17 protein-coding genes are annotated in these 16,161 nt (G+C 55.7%); 10 read left to right on the top strand and 7 right to left on the bottom strand.

Annotation, left to right across the window (positions count from 1 at the left end; genetic code table 11):
- The 10 genes from rfbB (at position 1) to CAL13_RS20200 (ending at position 9,377) form a co-directional block, all read left to right on the top strand.
- Positions 1-1,071, top strand: coding sequence for a dTDP-glucose 4,6-dehydratase (gene rfbB / locus CAL13_RS20245; protein WP_086073368.1), 1,071 nt, complete (start codon positions 1-3; stop codon positions 1,069-1,071).
- Positions 1,068-1,967, top strand: coding sequence for a dTDP-4-dehydrorhamnose reductase (gene rfbD, locus CAL13_RS20240; RefSeq protein WP_086073367.1), 900 nt, complete (start codon positions 1,068-1,070; stop codon positions 1,965-1,967). Before rfbB ends, rfbD begins: the two co-directional genes overlap by 4 nt.
- Positions 1,964-2,866 carry a glucose-1-phosphate thymidylyltransferase RfbA gene (gene rfbA / locus CAL13_RS20235; protein WP_232467714.1) on the top strand — a complete coding sequence of 301 codons (903 nt, stop codon included), beginning with the start codon at positions 1,964-1,966 and terminating at the stop codon, positions 2,864-2,866. The genes rfbD and rfbA overlap by 4 nt, the downstream gene beginning before the upstream one ends.
- Positions 2,863-3,432 (top strand): dTDP-4-dehydrorhamnose 3,5-epimerase, encoded by a 570-nt coding sequence (rfbC, locus tag CAL13_RS20230; RefSeq protein ID WP_086073366.1) that lies wholly within the window; start codon positions 2,863-2,865, stop codon positions 3,430-3,432. Before rfbA ends, rfbC begins: the two co-directional genes overlap by 4 nt.
- Positions 3,429-4,484 carry a glycosyltransferase family 2 protein gene (locus tag CAL13_RS20225; protein ID WP_086073365.1) on the top strand — a complete coding sequence of 352 codons (1,056 nt, stop codon included), beginning with the start codon at positions 3,429-3,431 and terminating at the stop codon, positions 4,482-4,484. The genes rfbC and CAL13_RS20225 overlap by 4 nt, the downstream gene beginning before the upstream one ends.
- 92 nt (positions 4,485-4,576) lie before the next feature.
- Positions 4,577-5,737 (top strand): glycosyltransferase family 4 protein, encoded by a 1,161-nt coding sequence (locus CAL13_RS20220; RefSeq protein WP_198297871.1) that lies wholly within the window; start codon positions 4,577-4,579, stop codon positions 5,735-5,737.
- A complete protein-coding gene (locus CAL13_RS20215) occupies positions 5,738-6,685 on the top strand; it encodes an NAD-dependent epimerase/dehydratase family protein (RefSeq protein WP_086073363.1) in 948 nt (315 codons plus the stop codon).
- Positions 6,678-7,799: a rhamnan synthesis F family protein gene (locus CAL13_RS20210; RefSeq protein ID WP_086073362.1), complete on the top strand. Its 1,122-nt coding sequence runs from the start codon at positions 6,678-6,680 to the stop codon at positions 7,797-7,799. Before CAL13_RS20215 ends, CAL13_RS20210 begins: the two co-directional genes overlap by 8 nt.
- 17 nt (positions 7,800-7,816) lie before the next feature.
- Positions 7,817-8,611, top strand: a complete 795-nt coding sequence (locus tag CAL13_RS20205) for an ABC transporter permease (RefSeq protein ID WP_086073361.1) — start codon at positions 7,817-7,819, stop codon at positions 8,609-8,611.
- Between the two features lie 25 nt (positions 8,612-8,636).
- Complete coding sequence (locus tag CAL13_RS20200; protein ID WP_086073360.1) at positions 8,637-9,377, top strand: ABC transporter ATP-binding protein; 741 nt, start codon at positions 8,637-8,639, stop codon at positions 9,375-9,377.
- Positions 9,378-9,538: 161 nt separating this feature from the next.
- Here the strand turns inward: CAL13_RS20200 and CAL13_RS20195 are convergent, their stop codons facing one another.
- The 7 genes from CAL13_RS20195 to CAL13_RS20165 all read right to left on the bottom strand — a co-directional run bounded on the left by CAL13_RS20195 (position 9,539) and on the right by CAL13_RS20165 (position 16,118).
- Positions 9,539-10,786 carry a hypothetical protein gene (locus CAL13_RS20195; protein ID WP_157664905.1) on the bottom strand — a complete coding sequence of 416 codons (1,248 nt, stop codon included), beginning with the start codon at positions 10,784-10,786 and terminating at the stop codon, positions 9,539-9,541.
- Between the two features lie 360 nt (positions 10,787-11,146).
- A complete protein-coding gene (locus CAL13_RS20190) occupies positions 11,147-11,980 on the bottom strand; it encodes a glycosyltransferase family 2 protein (protein WP_232467713.1) in 834 nt (277 codons plus the stop codon).
- Positions 11,977-12,333, bottom strand: coding sequence for a DMT family transporter (locus tag CAL13_RS20185; protein ID WP_086073357.1), 357 nt, complete (start codon positions 12,331-12,333; stop codon positions 11,977-11,979). Before CAL13_RS20185 ends, CAL13_RS20190 begins: the two co-directional genes overlap by 4 nt.
- Positions 12,330-13,163, bottom strand: a complete 834-nt coding sequence (locus CAL13_RS20180) for a sugar phosphate isomerase/epimerase family protein (protein ID WP_086073356.1) — start codon at positions 13,161-13,163, stop codon at positions 12,330-12,332. Before CAL13_RS20180 ends, CAL13_RS20185 begins: the two co-directional genes overlap by 4 nt.
- A complete protein-coding gene (locus tag CAL13_RS20175) occupies positions 13,160-13,957 on the bottom strand; it encodes a pyridine nucleotide transhydrogenase (protein WP_086073355.1) in 798 nt (265 codons plus the stop codon). Before CAL13_RS20175 ends, CAL13_RS20180 begins: the two co-directional genes overlap by 4 nt.
- Before the next feature lie 3 nt (positions 13,958-13,960).
- Positions 13,961-15,091, bottom strand: coding sequence for an FAD-dependent oxidoreductase (locus CAL13_RS20170; RefSeq protein WP_232467712.1), 1,131 nt, complete (start codon positions 15,089-15,091; stop codon positions 13,961-13,963).
- A 1-nt stretch (position 15,092) separates the two neighbouring features.
- Positions 15,093-16,118: a glycosyltransferase gene (locus CAL13_RS20165; RefSeq protein WP_086073354.1), complete on the bottom strand. Its 1,026-nt coding sequence runs from the start codon at positions 16,116-16,118 to the stop codon at positions 15,093-15,095.
- Positions 16,119-16,161 lie beyond the last annotated feature (43 nt).

Genomic DNA, 16,161 nt, shown 5'->3' with positions numbered 1-16,161 from the left:
ATGACGATTTTGGTAACGGGTGGTGCCGGTTTCATCGGCGGAAATTACGTGTTGGACTGGTTCGGTGAAACCGACGAGCCGTTGGTGAACGTCGACAAGTTGACGTACGCCGGAAATCTTGAAACTTTGGCGTCCGTTTCGGGGCGGCCCGGATATACGTTCGTGCGAGCGGATATCGGGGATCGTACAGTCATGTCTCGACTGCTGAGCGAGCACAAGCCACGGGCAGTTGTAAATTTCGCGGCAGAGTCGCACGTGGACCGTTCCATTGACGGGCCGGGTGACTTCATTCAGACGAACGTCGTGGGTACGTTCAGCCTGCTCGAAAGTGTGCGTACATATTGGGCGGGCCTTCCACCGGCGGAAAGAAGTGCCTTCCGCTTTTTGCACGTATCTACGGACGAGGTGTATGGCTCTCTCGAGGCGGACGATCCCCCCTTCGCGGAGACGAATCCCTACGAGCCGAACAGCCCGTACTCCGCGAGCAAGGCGGCTTCCGATCATCTGGTGCGCGCATGGCATCACACATACGGCCTGCCTGTCCTGACGACGAACTGCAGCAACAACTACGGCCCGTATCACTTTCCGGAAAAACTGATTCCTTTGGTCATTCTGAACGCTATCAGCGGAAAATCGCTGCCCATCTATGGTGATGGCCAACAAATTCGCGACTGGCTGTACGTAAAGGATCACTGCTCAGCCATTCGGACCGTCCTTGCTTCAGGGAAGCCCGGCGAAACTTACAATGTCGGTGGTTGGAACGAGAAGCCAAACATCGAAGTCGTCAAAACGATTTGCGCGATTCTGGACGAATTGAAGCCTCGCGCCGATGGCCGCTCATACGCTGAGCAGATTGAGTTCGTTCGTGATCGGCCGGGCCATGATCGCCGGTATGCGATCGACGCACGCAAAATCGAGCGCGAGCTGGGGTGGAAGCCGGCCGAAACCTTCGAGTCCGGCATCCGCAAGACCGTAGCGTGGTATCTGGAGAACACCAGCTGGACGGCCAACGTGCAAAGCGGCGCCTATCAGCAGTGGATCGAAAAGAACTACGCGGGCCGGCAACAGTGAAGATCCTTCTGCTAGGCAAGAACGGTCAGGTAGGCTGGGAGCTCCAACGGTCGTTGGCGCCGCTGGGGGAGCTCGTGGCTTTAGGCCGGGATGGCGAAATCGGCTTGTGCGGGGATCTCACCGACACACACCGCCTTGCCGACACGGTAAAAGCGGTTGCGCCGGACGTCATCGTCAATGCGGCGGCGTACACGACTGTGGACAAGGCAGAAGAGGAGCCGGACACGGCGCGTGCAGTGAATGTGACGGGTCCTGCCGTTCTGGCTCGAGAAGCTGCGGCCAGCGGCGCTCTGCTGGTGCACTATTCCACCGATTACGTTTTTGACGGCAGCGGGACGCGACCTTGGACGGAAAGCGATCCCACAAAGCCACTAAGTGTCTATGGCAGCACCAAACTGGAAGGTGAGCAGCAAATCCGGAAGGCGGCCGGAGTGCATCTGATTCTACGCACCAGCTGGGTTTATGCCGCACGCGGACGGAACTTCGCCAAGACGATGCTGCGGCTGGCCCGGGAGCGGGATAGCCTTTCCGTAATCGATGACCAAGTTGGCGCGCCGACGGGTGCGGATCTCATCGCGGATGTGACAGCACATCTGATAGCTCGTCTGCTTCGGACCCCGGAACTTGGAGGTACCTATCACCTCGTCGCAGCGGGCGAGACGTCTTGGTTCGACTATGCGCGGTATGTCCTCCAAAAGGCCTTCGAACATGGAGTAGAGCTAAGGGTGCGGCCTGAGTCAGTCAACCCGATTCCGTCCAGTGCTTACGAAGTCGCCGCCCGCCGCCCTTTGAACTCGCGATTAGATACAGCCTTATTGCGCCAGACTTTCGGGCTTTCATTGCCATCCTGGAAGGCGGGTGTCGATCGCATGCTTACAGAAATTCTCGACAAATGATCACCACCATGCAACGTCACCGCAAAGGCATTATCCTGGCAGGCGGGTCTGGGACTCGACTCTATCCCGTTACCAAGGCTGTGTCCAAGCAGCTGCTCCCCATCTACGACAAGCCGATGATCTACTATCCGCTTGCCACACTCATGCTGGCGGGGCTACGCGACATTCTTATTATTTCTACGCCGCAGGACACTCCGCGCTTCCAGCAGTTACTCGGTGACGGCAGTGAGTGGGGAATCAACTTGCAGTATGCAGTGCAGCCAAGTCCGGACGGTTTGGCGCAGGCGTTCATTATTGGTAAGGAGTTTCTGAATGGATCTCCTTCCGCGCTGGTGCTTGGCGACAACATTTTCTATGGTCACGATTTGCACGTTCAACTGGAACGAGCAGTGGAACAGACCGTAGGCGCCACTGTGTTCGCGTATCACGTGCACGATCCCGAGCGCTATGGTGTTGTTGACTTCGATACCGAAGGTCGCGCGACCTCGCTGGAAGAGAAACCTATAAAGCCGAAGTCCAACTATGCGGTCACGGGCTTGTATTTCTATGATGAGCAGATCGTCGACATCGCTGCAAGCTTGCGCCCCTCAGCGAGGGGTGAACTGGAAATCACCGATGCAAATCGGGTATATCTTGAGCGCGGTTTGCTTAATGTGCAAATCATGGGGCGGGGATACGCCTGGCTCGATACCGGCACGCATGAGAGTCTGATAGAAGCTAGCAATTTCATTGAGACGATCGAACACAGGCAAGGGTTGAAGGTTGCCTGCCCAGAGGAGATCGCGTTCCGCCGAGGCTTTATTGGGCGGGAGCAACTCGAAAAATTGGCAAATCCCCTCGCCAAGAGCGGATACGGTCAATATCTCCTTCGTCTTCTTAAAGATGAGGTTCGGACGTGAATGTCATACCTACCCAGATACCGGAAGTGCTCGTGATTGAACCCCGGGTGTTCGGGGATAGCCGGGGTTTCTTCTTCGAGAGTTACAATCGCAAGGCTTTCGCGGAATCAACCGGACTGGATTTCGATTTTGTACAGGATAACCATTCCCGATCCAGCCGTGGCGTGTTGCGCGGTTTGCATTATCAAATCAAGCAAGCGCAAGGCAAGTTGGTGCGTGTCACCGAGGGCGCAGTTTTCGATGTGGCGGTCGACGTGCGTCGCGGGTCGCCCACCTTTGGGCGATGGGTTGGCGTCGAGCTTACCGGGGAGAACAAAAAGCAGCTGTGGATTCCCCCCGGGTTCGCGCATGGGTTCCTCGTCCTTAGCGACTCGGCCGATTTTCTATACAAGACGACCGACTTCTATGCGCCAGAACATGAGAGGACCATTGCTTGGAATGATCCCACAATCGGCGTTGCATGGCCGGAAGGTGTGACGCCTCGGCTGTCGGCAAAGGATGAAAAAGGTTTGGCTCTCGAGGATAGCGAGCTTTTCGACTATCACGGCGAAGTTGGGCCGGCATGAGCTCCGATATTTCATTCACCGACGGGCGTTCCCCGAAGCTACCGCAGGCCGCCGCTCCTAAGGTCTCTGTAGTGGTGCTTACAAAGAACCCTGGCGATATTTTTCGCCAGGTGTTGGAAGCTGTCCTGATTCAGCAGACCCGCTTTGCGTTCGATGTCCTTGTCGTGGACTCCGGGTCGACGGACGGCACGCTCGACCATGTTAAATCGCTCGCAGATCCCCGCGTCCGGACGCTGCAGATTCCGCCCGCCGAGTTCGGTCATGGGAAAACACGTAACCTCGCCATAGCTTCGACCCGCGGCCAATATGTGGCGATGCTCACTCACGACGCGCTACCTGCTACGCCGCAATGGCTGCAGTCGCTTGTGGACGTGGCCGATAGCGATGACTCAATCGCCGGCGTGTATGGGCGGCATATCGCCTATCCAGACGCTAATCCGTTCACCAAGCGAGACCTTATCGAGCACTTCGAGTATTTCGGCAAGCAGAAGGTCGTCTTTTGCGAAGACGCCGACCGGTATCGAGCCGACCAACACTATCGTCAGGTACTGCATTTCTTCTCGGATAACAACGCGTTGTTGCGCCGTACCGTATGGGAGGTGATTCCCTATCCCGAGGTCGATTTCGCGGAGGACCAGGTATGGGCCAAGCACGTGATTGAAGCTGGCTGGAAGAAGGGATATTCGGATGAGGGCGCGGTGTACCACTCTCACGATTACGCGATTTTCGAGAAACTGCAGCGTAGCTTCGACGAATCGTTTGCGTTGTATCGCCTGTTTGGCTATGTCCTGGTGCCTTCGCGCCGCCACGCGCTGGGCAGCTACCTTAGCCGTACGCGACGCGACTTCGCCTATGCCGCCGAGGCTGGCCTCTGGCGAGCGGACCCGCGCGCCGTGCTCAAAATGCCCTTGATGAATCTCATGACCGTGGCGGGCCATTACATAGGTGCCCGGGCTGATCGCTTGTCCCCATGGTGGCGCCGTAAGCTGTCCCGAGATCGCCGTGTCAGCGAAGGGTTGCCTACGTCTTCCAGCGGGCGGGCCAACGCATGAAACCGGCCAAGTTCCAGCACCGCTTTTCCCAGGCTACGCGCTACGCTCGCCAACATGGGCTTCAAGCTCTAGCTCGGAAATGTTTGGAGGTATTGACGAGCAAGAACGGCCGGGAAGGGCGGCCTGTGAGCATCCCCGCGCGCTATGGATTCTTGAATCCCGTAGTCACCAGCGAGCCGTGGGACGCGGCCGATGTGGCTAAGAATACGGTCAATTGGTTCCTGCCGGATGTCGGTCCCGCATCTGGCGGTCACCTGAATATCCTCCGATTTATCAGAATGCTTGAGGAGGAGGGATTCGATTGCCGTATCATCGCTATTGGGAATGTCTATCCCGATCTGGATCCGGCGCAACTGGGCCGGAACATCGCTTCTTGGTATTTCCCTTTACGTGCGAAGACGTACGTTGGCTTGAAGGATCTACCAGCGGCGTCCGTTTCCATTGCCACTTCCTGGGAAACGGCATATGCCGTTCGCGCCTTTCAGGCGACGACCCATAAGTGTTATTTCGTACAAGACTTCGAGCCGTACTTTTATCCGGTGGGGTCGGATAGCGCTTTTGCAGAGGCGACTTACCGATTCGGTTTTGTCGGGATTACGGCAGGCGATTGGCTTGCGCAAAAACTCCATGCAGAATACGGGATGCGTACGCATGCGTTGGGATTTTCCTATGATCGTAGCTTGTACCGGGCTCAGCCCTTCGCGGAAGGTCGTAAGAAGAAGCACATTTTTTTTTACGCGAGACCGGCGACTGCTCGGCGCGGGTTTGAACTTGGAATCATGGCGCTGAAGGAAGTTGCGCGGCGCATGCCGGAAGCAGTGGCGGTGCTTGCAGGCGGAAGTATCGACGGCTACGACGTCCCTTTTCCGCATATCGATGCGGGGGTAGTGAGCTTGGACAAGCTGGGCGACCTTTACGCTCGCTGCGACGCGGCGTTAGTGCTGTCCTTTACTAACCTGTCCCTGCTGCCTTTGGAGCTCATGGCCTGCGGCGTTCCTGTAGTCAGTAATCGCGCACCCTGCACGGAATGGTTGTTGACGGACGAGAACGCGCGAATGGCAGAACCGACCGTGGAGGCCCTGGCTGACGCTCTGTGCTCTATTTTGGGGAATCCAGCGGAACGCGAGCGGCTGCGAGCGGCCGGCCTACGGACCGCTGCTCAAAGCGACTGGAAGAAAGAGGGCAAGAAGTTGAGCCGCATTCTGCGCGAGCTGGTACAACAGTCCATCGCTGATGCCGTTGTGGAGAGCTAAATGAGCACATTGGCAAACGCGCGTTGCTTGGTGCTAGGCGGTGCTGGCTTCCTTGGCATGAATCTGTGCCGCGACCTCGCAGGCAGGGTGATGTACTTGCGGGCGTTCGGGCGTTGCTCCCGGCCGGATGCGTTGCCGGACTGTGTAGACTGGATCCAGGGTGATTTCGCCGATCCTGATGCCGTCGCGCGGGCTGTGGCGGGGTGTGATGTGGTATTCCACCTTGTCAACGCTACCACGCCGGCGAGTGCGAACGCGAATATGGTGGCTGACGTCCAGAGCAATGTGTTGAGCACGTTGGCGTTGCTACAAGCATGTTGCAGTGCCGCCGTCCGGCGGATCGTATTCGTTTCTTCTGGGGGCACCATCTATGGCATTCCGAGCGTTCTCCCTACGCCGGAAGATGCGCCTACCAGTCCAATTACCGCCTATGGCATTTCGAAGCTCTCGATCGAAAAATACCTGCACTTGTTTGAGTTCACGCATGGTCTCTCGTACCGTGTCTTGCGTGTTGCCAATCCCTTTGGTCCCTACCAGACGGCATCAAAAGGCCAAGGCGTAGTCGCCGCTTTCATGCAATGCACGTTGCTAAATCGCCCGATAGAGATTTGGGGCGACGGAACCATCGTGCGCGACTATATTTATATCGATGACGTCACTCGCGCGCTGGTCGCTGCAGCTACGCACGAGGGTGCGGAGCGCATCTTTAACATCGGAAGCGGCAAGGGCAAGAATCTGCTTGAGATCGTTTCCGCCATTGAGCAGGCCCTTGGGCGTCCAATTGAAGTTCGCTTCCGGGAAGGACGCAAGGTGGACGTGCCCGTGAGCATATTGGAAATTCAGCGTGCCGCGGTCGGTCTCGGCTGGATTCCGGAAGCAGAGTTCGAAGCCGCCATCGCCACGACATTGGCGTGGTACCAGAATCATCATACGAAGCGTTATGAATAGCTACGTCTCCGCCTTGCGGCGGTTGTTTGGGCGCGGCTTCTCCGGCGGCGGGCGCGATTTCGCGAGGAAGGTTCTGCGGCTGCTCCGCCGGCGAGGTTTACGAGGTTTCCTAGAAGTCTTCCGCCACCAAGTCGCAGAGGAATCATTGCCGCCTCGACCGCCCAATCGACCGGACGACCTGGACGACTATGCCTACGCAGTGCCTTTTCAGTTCCCGATCACCATACCGCCGGAATTGCGTGTCTGCGCTGTCCTCCATATCTTTTATCCGGAGTTGTGCGCGGAGCTTCTAGCATGCTTGCGTAACATTCCCGTCCGCGCCGACGTGTTCGTCTCGACCACTTCGGCAGAAAAGCGAGACCGGATTCTGGTTGCGTTTGAGGGATACACCAACGGAACCGTCGAGGTCCGGGTGTTTGAGAATCGAGGACGCGATATTGCTCCGAAACTGGTCGGCTTCGCCGACGTGTACGGCAGGTACGACGTTGCGCTCAGCCTGCACACCAAAAAATCGCCGCACGGGGGAGATCATCTCGCTCCTTGGCGGGAGTATCTCTATCGGTCCCTCGCTGGCTCTCCCGAGACCGTGAGCTCGATATTGCACCTGCTATCACAGGAGCCTGTCGGGTTTGTTTTCCCGCAGCATTTTTATCCCCTCCGCCGCCATGTCCATTGGGGAAAGAACTTCGAGTTGACGCGTGAGCTGATGGGGCGAGCGCACGTTGCCATTGACCCCCAGATGGAACTCGAGTGCCCATCTGGGTCGATGTTCTGGTGTCGCACAGACGCCTTGCGGCCATTGCTGGACCTCGGATTGCGGTTTGCCGATTTCCCCGATGAAACCGGCCAGGTTGATGGAACGTTGGCGCATGCGATTGAACGCGCCTTCCTGTACGCATGCGAAGCCAGAGGCTATCGATGGGCTAAGGTGGTAGAGCCAGAAGCCTACCCTCTACCATCGACTATTATCCACGTGCGCGATTCGGCCTCCGTCACGACAAACCTCGACGTGGTCTGGCGCAAATTGCTCAATTCTCACAGACAAGTAGCAGAGGCGGTCACGGAAGCGGTTCCTACCGCGCAGCAGACGCGGGACGCTGTTCGCCTTAAGTAAACAATGACGGTTTTGAGATGAACATTTTCAAAGAAGCGGCCGTAGACATTGCCGGCGCGATTCGACGGCTTCCCTTGGCCGGGGTTCTTGGTTGGCAGGACGTGCGCCAGCGCTATCGCCGCTCCGCAGTCGGCGCGTTTTGGCTCACCATCAGCATGGGCGTTGTGATTGCCACGATTGGCATCGTGTTCGGGCAGATATTCAGTTCCCCCATGGAACAGTTTCTACCCTTTCTCGCCATAGGCCTAATTCTGTGGGGATTCATTTCCGCCGTTATCACGGAGGGATGTAGCGGGTTTATATCGGCTGAAGCGATCATCAAGCAGCTCCCTATCCCGCTCACCGTACATATGTTCCGCATGATCTGGCGCAACATCATCATTTTGGCCCATAACTTGGTGATATTCCCGCTTGTCTTGATCGCCGTCGGCAAGCCGCTGACTTGGGCGGCCGTGGTCAGCATACCGGGGTTCGTTGTCCTAGTGCTGAACCTTTTGTGGGTATCGTTGTTGCTCGGAACTATATCGGCTCGCTATCGCGACATTCCGCAGATTATTGTTAGTGCGCTCCAGATTGTGTTCTACCTGACCCCGATCATGTGGATGCCACATCTCCTGCCGGAACGTGCGAGCACCTATATTTTGGATGCCAATCCGGCTTATCACCTACTTGAGATCGTGCGTGCGCCATTGCTGGGACAAATGCCGTCGCCCGAAAACTGGGCGGTATCCATAGCACTGGCGATGGTAGGTTGGACAATTACGTTGGGATTCTACGGCCGCTTCCGGCGCCGAATTGCGTATTGGCTGTGAAAAGAAATTCCGTCTAAAGCGAAAAATGGCTTCGATAGTTTTTGACCAGGTGAGCGTCGAGTTTCCCATCTATAACGCGAGCGCCCGCTCCCTGAAGAAAAGGATTTTCCAGGTCGCAACAGGCGGCCAGTTAGGCGCGGATGCGCAAGGGCGCGTAGTCGTACGCGCATTAGAAAACCTGTCTTTTAGCTTCAAGGACGGCGACAGGGTGGGTTTGGTGGGCCACAACGGAGCCGGAAAGAGCACGTTATTGCGCCTATTAAGCGGCGTTTATGGCCCTTCGGCCGGAAGCGCTCGCATAGAAGGTGAGACTGGCTCGCTCATCGATATATCGTTCGGTATCGATCCTGAGGCTTCCGGACGTGAGAACATTCGTCTACGTGGCGCGTTGCTTGGGCTGAGCAAGAGTGAAATAAAAACGCAGATGGACGAGATTATCGAGTTTTCTGAACTCGGTGACTTCATCGATATGCCGGTTCGCACCTACTCATCCGGCATGCACCTGAGGTTGGCGTTTGCGGTGTCGACGGTAATCCGACCGGATATTCTATTGATGGATGAATGGCTGTCCGTTGGCGATGAAGGTTTCAAGCACAAGGCGGAAGAACGTCTTGGCGGGTTGGTTCAGGCGACGAAAATTCTCATCATCGCCAGCCATTCTCGTGACTTGATATTACACACGTGCAATCGCGTGCTTTGGCTCGAACATGGGAAAATAAAAATGGACGGCACACCGGAGGAAATCGTTCCGTTGTATTTCGGATGACGCCAGGCCGGCGAATCTTTTTCGTGGAGCAGAATGCCACCTGCGCCATAAACCTAGAGGTCAGTTGTTTGCGCCTCAAGACGCGGGGATGGCTTCGTGCGTCGTTTCTCAAGTGCGGGCGAGGGCCCACAACTGCGGAGCTGCAACTGCAACGCGTTTGCTTACGAGGCCGAGAGGCGTCGGAATAAACGCCCGGACAGGTAAGCGACTGCACGAAGTTGGTAAGCGCTGAAGATCACATACGTTGGGAAGAGGTAGCGAAACGAGGCGGCCTGGTTGAGAATAAAGAAGCTCAACAAATAGAAAGTCGCCATGCCAATCAGCATGCGATCATGTCGGCTATAACTCCTCCAACTTAGGGCGAACGCAATTGCAGAAATCGGTAGCCAGAATATCGGTAGCACCATCCAACGCAACGCTCCTCCGGTCCAATTCGCGTACGCGAGTATGGCGCTGCTTACGCCTTGAGCCTGATACCCCTGTACACGCCCTTCTAATTGCGGCCAAGGCTCTACGACGCCCACTTGCGTTTGGAGGTAACTCTCACACAGGCCCAACATGCACTTATAGATTTGTAATTTCGTCTCAATATACAGCCAGGGATGGTGGATCACCATCGCAATCCAACGACGGATTATTTCGTTTTTGTGTTCCATGACAGCGGTAGTCGGTAACGCGGCGTCCGGACCCCATAGAACTGTGTCAATTGTGGTGAATGAATGTCTGTCTACCGCCTTTTTCGTATCCGCTATTCCCGCAAGGGTGAGTGTCTTATCCCGTACCACGCCCTTCTGCTGCGCAATTCGGATTGCGCCAATCAATTCCCAAGCAGGCGCTGCTGCGGCACTGGTGGGGCCCTTGAAACCAAGCGTCGTCGGGACTGTTGCGACCGTCAATAGTGCGGCAGCTACCACTAACGTAAGGACTGCTTTGTAGGATCGGCTGACACCCCGCTCCGTGAGGACGAACCCAACCAGGAGTGGAACAAGCACTATTGAGTTCTGGCGAAAGCCGAACAGCACTACGCTCGAGAAGAACAGAACGAGCGCCGGCCACGCGCGAGCGCCTGAACCAAGAGCGAATAAGCACCCCACAGTCGACAGTATGGACGCAAGTGTCCATACATCGGGAACTACAAAGCTGCCGTAAACGAAGACTAAGGGAATTGAAAAAACAAGAGGAATCGACCAGGGCCTTGCGCTGGATGTCATACGGATCCACATGGCGCCACCGGCGATTAGATACGCGATTTGAGCGCCGAGGAAATAGCCGGTACTCAGCCCGAATATTGCGACGGGTAGCATGAACCAGGTCATTGTCGGCGCGAGCCACTGTTCAACTCCCCACCAAATATCCAACTTGCCGGCTAGCGTGTAAGCCCCAGCCCAGCGTGTCATCGTGTCGGACATGAGGATGCCGGGCCTAAAGCACGCCCAAGACCCAAGCAGCACCGCGACCAGCAGCAACAAGGGACCACGACGGCTCGTCACGGGGTTGCTCCCCCAAGCGGAGGCATCGGGCCATCAAAGCTGACCAATAACTTCGTCTCTTCGATGGTGCAGGACGATATCGGTACGATATTCACGTGGAGCATGGTGGGCCAACTCGATAACATTAGACGCTCCAATTCATCAGCCGACAAATCAACTGGTGATTCTTACTGTATTGCCACCCGCATATCGTCAAGCACAATGGCCGAATGGCGGCAGATTTGTTTCTGATCCGGCCCGCTTCGGTCGACCGAAGCTAATTCAGCGTCGCACCCGTCCCTAGGCGGGATTCCTCGGGTTGTAGGCCCCGATACAGGCGAGCAATAGGGTTTTCAAAACCTTGAGATTGCCGCGAAACGCACTAATCTTTGTTGGGACCTCGCCAGGTGGATATCGCCGCGCTGTACCAATTTCCTTGCATCTGTAGCCAAGCTTCGGCACGCGATACGATAGAAACGCAAGAAGCTCATATTCACAAAAGATGTCCCGGAACGGACTTACGGCGGGATCGAGCAACATTTTTCGACTGTAGGCCCGAAAACCTTGAGTGGTGTCCGTCCAGTGGAAGCCGGAAGCTATTGATAGGACAGGAGCATGAATGAAGCGAATAGCAAAATCTCGCGATCGCGGGGTGTTTTCGGCGATGCCGCCGGGAACGAACCGAGATGCTTGCACAAAATCGATGCCATCATCCAACGCCTCAATGAAGCGGGGTATTGCCTCGGGATCGTCCTTGTCGTTTCCATCGATCGTCACGATTCCTTGATAGCCTTGATCCAGGGCAAAGGCGTATCCGCATCTTAGCTGAGCGCTCAGCTTGCCGCGCCCCGTTTTGACGATCAGGGCACGGACGTCCATTTCTTTAAGAAAACCTGCTTCGAGCGAGCCGTCGGTACTGCCGCCATCAACAATAATCACGTCAGCGACTGTCGAGATCCGAAGGTCTTTCATTCTTTCCAACAATCGCCTGATGCGGGCTCCTTCGTTAATTACCGGAATAACGACGCAATAGCGATGCGTTGCTCCTGTCCAAAAGGCGACTTCCATGGCGGGTACTTGCCATTCGGTGCGCAGCTGTGAGGGAGCCGCCGGCATACGATCTCTTATCTTCATGAAGCCCGTGCAGTGATGAGTCCCACACCAGCGATGACCAGGGCGATGCCGACGATCGTCGTCCAGTGGAATGGCTCGCGAAAGAGGAAAATTGAAAACAACGCCACGGTGGCGATCGCCCCGGATGTCAATACAGGATGTGCAACGTTCAGCGGTAGTCTGGTCAAGGCCGCAGCGTACAACAGGAATGCTGCGCCATACAGGCCTAGGCCAAGCCAAAAGGGCCAATTGGACAGGGCCGCGATCGGGCGAGAAAGCGAGGGAAACTCTCGCGGCGGCATCATAGATATCTTGACTAGAACGCTGGCAGAGGCATTTGCCAGTATGCCTGCGAACAAAATCACCCACTTCATATACTAGTACCCAAAATAGGGCGGTAATACGCTGTTGCGCAAGATATGGCGCGCCGAATGGCGGCGCAATGCGGCTCGTGTCTAGTAGCCAGCATCTCGATGGAAACCGCGTGGTCCGGAATGTACTTCATCATGGCCTCGTGAAAAGCACCGTGGTCCGTTTGACCATCTCCGACTGGCACAAGGTTCGGCTCACTGATGTGCACGTGCCGTATCAATGGGGCACACTCGGCCAATACGGCTTCAATGGACTCGCCATTTATCGCTACCGCACCCGTATCAAGCTGCATGCCGATAGCCGGGTGATTGGTAATCCGCACGACGTGCGCCGTCTCGCCGCTTGATGTCATGAAATTTGCGCCGTAGCAAGCCGGATTCGGCTCCAAACAAATCATTACCCCTGCAGCGAGCGCAATGTCGCCTAGACGCCGAAAGAACTCGGCGCCCCGGGCGACTGCCTGCTCATCAGACAATCCGCGCCTGTCTCGATTCTTCGGGGAGCCAAAGACTAGTCGGGTCGCTCCAAGAGACGAGCCGATGCGGCAGACGGCCGTCATGTGTTTGAGCAGTGCATCCTGGGCTGTGTCAGAGCCGAACACGTTCAAGCCCGTAGTTCCAAAGAGTAGCGCCTGCATGCCGATGATATCTATGCCTCGATCGGCCCACCACAGCCTAACCTTCTCGATGTCGGAATGCCTTGCGGTGGCGGGGTCAGGGAAATACTTCCCCGGGGCAATGTCTATGGCATCAACACGGTGCTCCTGGAGGATTTCCGCGACGCGGTGGTCCTCAGACACATCCCAAGCGATGTTAGAGATGGAAAGCCTCATAACGTGTCCCCGGCCGTCGTGTTCAGGGTGGCCGGCTCTGACTGGGCGTACGCTCGTATCGCCTGAATCGTCTCTCGCGCGCTATATTGGTACTGGCCATGCGCGCCGAACAGTTCCGCATAACGCGACTGCATGTCGTACCGGGCGGGGGCATTGTTGACTTCTTGGGTGAACTGTCGCCCAAAGCCGCCGGACGCGACTTCTGACACGCTAATGGGCTCTGCCGTGAGATGGACGAGCTGAAGCCCATTCTTCAAAGCGATCTGGATGTCGTACCAGAGATTCACCATAGGGTAAAACTGGAATACGCCTCGACTATCGACCGTGTGTAGATTGTTGTTGTTGAGAAAATCAAAAATTACATTCTTTCGCAGTCCAGGGCCGACCAGGCCCGGAAGGCGAATAATGAGGTGCCGGGGAAAATGTTCCTGAACAAACTTTTCGAGTAGACGTCGGTTAAGTCCGTAAGGATGGAGTCCGTCTTCTTCGACAGCGCTGCTCTCGTTGACACCGACAGGTGTCTTGAACACGTCTACTGTGCTAATCAATACGAAGGTGTGGCATTTAAGGAGCTTCAGCGATCCGATAAGAGACTCGATTTTGCTCCTATCTTCGGCAGGTTTGCTGTTCGCGATCCATTTTTGCGCAGGCGCGCCGGCGCAGACTACTAGATCGAACCTGGCCCCTGCGATATCGTGGATATTTTTCGAGCGGTACAGCCCCGTGAAGGCGGTTTGTTTAAGAAGCGTGCTTCCGACAAAGCCGGAAAATCCTATCAAAGCGTTGTCTTTCATGCATCATCCCGCACTGTTATCGAACGGTTCCGTTTCGAGTTTTTCCAGTACATCGTAAATGTTGTCGATCTTCCCACCCAGGACTGAGTAAAATCCAGGCAAGTCAACGTGCTTCTCGAACAAAATAGGTCGACCATCGTCGGCCTCATTTTTGAGCAGTACCGTTTTGACTTCGAACAGCGACTCCACGTGACGCGCGTTTAGGATCGGAGGAAGGTAACGTCCAACGTCTCTCACCATGCGCTCCACGCGTGATGCCCTGGCATACGTGCTCAATTCGTCGTATGGATTGATGCCCGCTTCGTCTTTCCAATTGAAATGCGGTGTATAGCGCACGTGCGACAGGGTATGCAGCTCACGCGCTGGAAAGGGCATTATGGAGAAAAACGGACCATCCATGACCGTGATGCCGATATTTTCGAGCGCGGACGGGACTTTCACGAGGGCCATTTCCGTAACTTCATGTTTTAGGGTGGTCTGCGTACCGCGAAAGTCTCCGCCCAATTGATTTATACCACTGTACGTGCAGTTAAAGGCGTATCGACATTTCAGGACGCTAGTGTGGCCGTTTCGATGAACTGACACGGCTAGGCCTCCTTTAGGATTGCGGGAAACGCCTGTGGCTTTCGAACAAAGGCTCACTTCAACGCCCGCTTCGCGAAGCTGAGCTTCCGCCCACGCTGCGAGGCGGGTTGCGTCGAAGGCGTACTCTTCGACCAAAAAGACCGCTTCTATCAAGCGCGGCTCAAAAAGGTCCCTGAGCTTTGGCTCCGCGGGGCGAATTTGTGCTCCAATTTCCGCACAAAAACGCTCGAACTGTTTGGCGGTTACTTTTGAATTTCGTCTTGCAATGGCGTAAAGCTTGGTGAAATCCTGCTTGACTACATACGGCCAGTCTCGTAAAAACCTCGGCAGATTTACGCGACTACGATAGGCCGTTGTGAAGCTTCGGGGGTAGTGATAGCCATTATGAACACGCGCTTGATTGTGATAAGAAGCCCGTCGCAGTAGGCCGGCTTCCTGTTCCAGTAGCACTATCCGCCGTAGGCCCGGCCGGTTAGCTAGATAAATGGCGATGGCGGCGCCATAGAAACCGCCGCCGATAATCACCGCATCCAAATGAGCTTCATCCACATCAATCACCGGAATGGCGATCGTGGCGCGCTACCACTTTAGGATGCGAGCTCACGATTTCGACGTTCAGCTTCTCTTTTCGGGTCAGCCGGGCGCTCGTGAACTCTTGCCCAATATGGTAAAGCGGCCCCTCATTGGACAAGCTGGCCATGTGCAAAATATACTCACCTAGAATCAACAGTACCAGCGAAATAAGGAAAAACATTCCCGATTGTTGAAGTGACAGGCTCACCCAACCAGGCGCTACGTCGGACTTAAAAAAGCCCACGGCAAGCACGTAAATCGAATATAGAAGATTGGCTGCGGCACCGAAAAGCGACAAGCTCGTGACGATACGCATTGGTGCACGCGTAGTCGATACGAGGAGGCGCATGCCGCGATCGACGCTATCACTGACTTTCTTCGTGCCGGCTGCGACGGGAGGGGCGCTGTACCTCATATTGGTACGTGCGAACCCCCCGGTCGCCGGCAAGTGTCTGTAGGTCAGCGCCGGCTGCGGGTGTTGGAGGATGAAGTTAATGACGCGTTTACTGAGGAGCCTATAACTCGGAGCCTCCTCGGATAGGTGAATTCCGTTGAAGCCCTTATACAAAGAATTGAAAACCCTATAGGCCGTATGATACAGAACGCCTTGACGGGGTTTTTGTTCATTATTTGCGAATACCACGTCCGAGCCCTGAACGGCTTTATCTAGCATTTGCGGCAGGAAGCGTATGTCGTCCACCATCGGGTCTATTACCGCCACAAAATCACCGAGTGCGTTTTCCAAGCCGACCCACGCTGCCGTATCGCTACTCACTTCCTTAGTCAATGCGTACACTTGAAGGTTCGGTAGCCCATCTGGCTCGGTCAGGGCCTTCAGAACATCAACGCTTCTATCATCAGAAGCGTTGTCGACGATAATGAGTTCGTAGTCACTTACTCGGGTGGATATTGCATCAGTTGCGCTTCGAAGAACCCGTTCTAGCTGCGCGTCTTGGTTGCGCACTAGAAATACAATTGACAGAAATACGGGATAGAAGTCCATGGTTGCGATCCGATTTCTTCTCGCGTTGATTCTCTAGACGAAG

This window comes from Bordetella genomosp. 9 (assembly GCF_002119725.1).
Classification (GTDB): Bacteria; Pseudomonadota; Gammaproteobacteria; order Burkholderiales; family Burkholderiaceae_B; genus Bordetella_C.
This window is presented reverse-complemented; position numbering and strand designations above follow the sequence as displayed.

Excerpts from the sequence above, each read along its gene's own strand:
- CAL13_RS20175 (WP_086073355.1), bottom strand. The coding sequence starts at position 13,957 with ATGAAAGACAACGCTTTGATAGGATTTTCCGGCTTTGTCGGAAGCACG.
- CAL13_RS20195 (WP_157664905.1), bottom strand. The coding sequence starts at position 10,786 with ATGTCCGACACGATGACACGCTGGGCTGGGGCTTACACGCTAGCCGGC.
- CAL13_RS20205 (WP_086073361.1), top strand. The coding sequence starts at position 7,817 with ATGAACATTTTCAAAGAAGCGGCCGTAGACATTGCCGGCGCGATTCGA.
- CAL13_RS20190 (WP_232467713.1), bottom strand. The coding sequence starts at position 11,980 with ATGAAGATAAGAGATCGTATGCCGGCGGCTCCCTCACAGCTGCGCACC.
- CAL13_RS20185 (WP_086073357.1), bottom strand. The coding sequence starts at position 12,333 with ATGAAGTGGGTGATTTTGTTCGCAGGCATACTGGCAAATGCCTCTGCC.
- CAL13_RS20200 (WP_086073360.1), top strand. The coding sequence starts at position 8,637 with ATGGCTTCGATAGTTTTTGACCAGGTGAGCGTCGAGTTTCCCATCTAT.
- CAL13_RS20210 (WP_086073362.1), top strand. The coding sequence starts at position 6,678 with ATGAATAGCTACGTCTCCGCCTTGCGGCGGTTGTTTGGGCGCGGCTTC.
- CAL13_RS20180 (WP_086073356.1), bottom strand. The coding sequence starts at position 13,163 with ATGAGGCTTTCCATCTCTAACATCGCTTGGGATGTGTCTGAGGACCAC.
- rfbA (WP_232467714.1), top strand. The coding sequence starts at position 1,964 with ATGATCACCACCATGCAACGTCACCGCAAAGGCATTATCCTGGCAGGC.
- CAL13_RS20225 (WP_086073365.1), top strand. The coding sequence starts at position 3,429 with ATGAGCTCCGATATTTCATTCACCGACGGGCGTTCCCCGAAGCTACCG.
- rfbB (WP_086073368.1), top strand. The coding sequence starts at position 1 with ATGACGATTTTGGTAACGGGTGGTGCCGGTTTCATCGGCGGAAATTAC.
- CAL13_RS20215 (WP_086073363.1), top strand. The coding sequence starts at position 5,738 with ATGAGCACATTGGCAAACGCGCGTTGCTTGGTGCTAGGCGGTGCTGGC.
- CAL13_RS20165 (WP_086073354.1), bottom strand. The coding sequence starts at position 16,118 with ATGGACTTCTATCCCGTATTTCTGTCAATTGTATTTCTAGTGCGCAAC.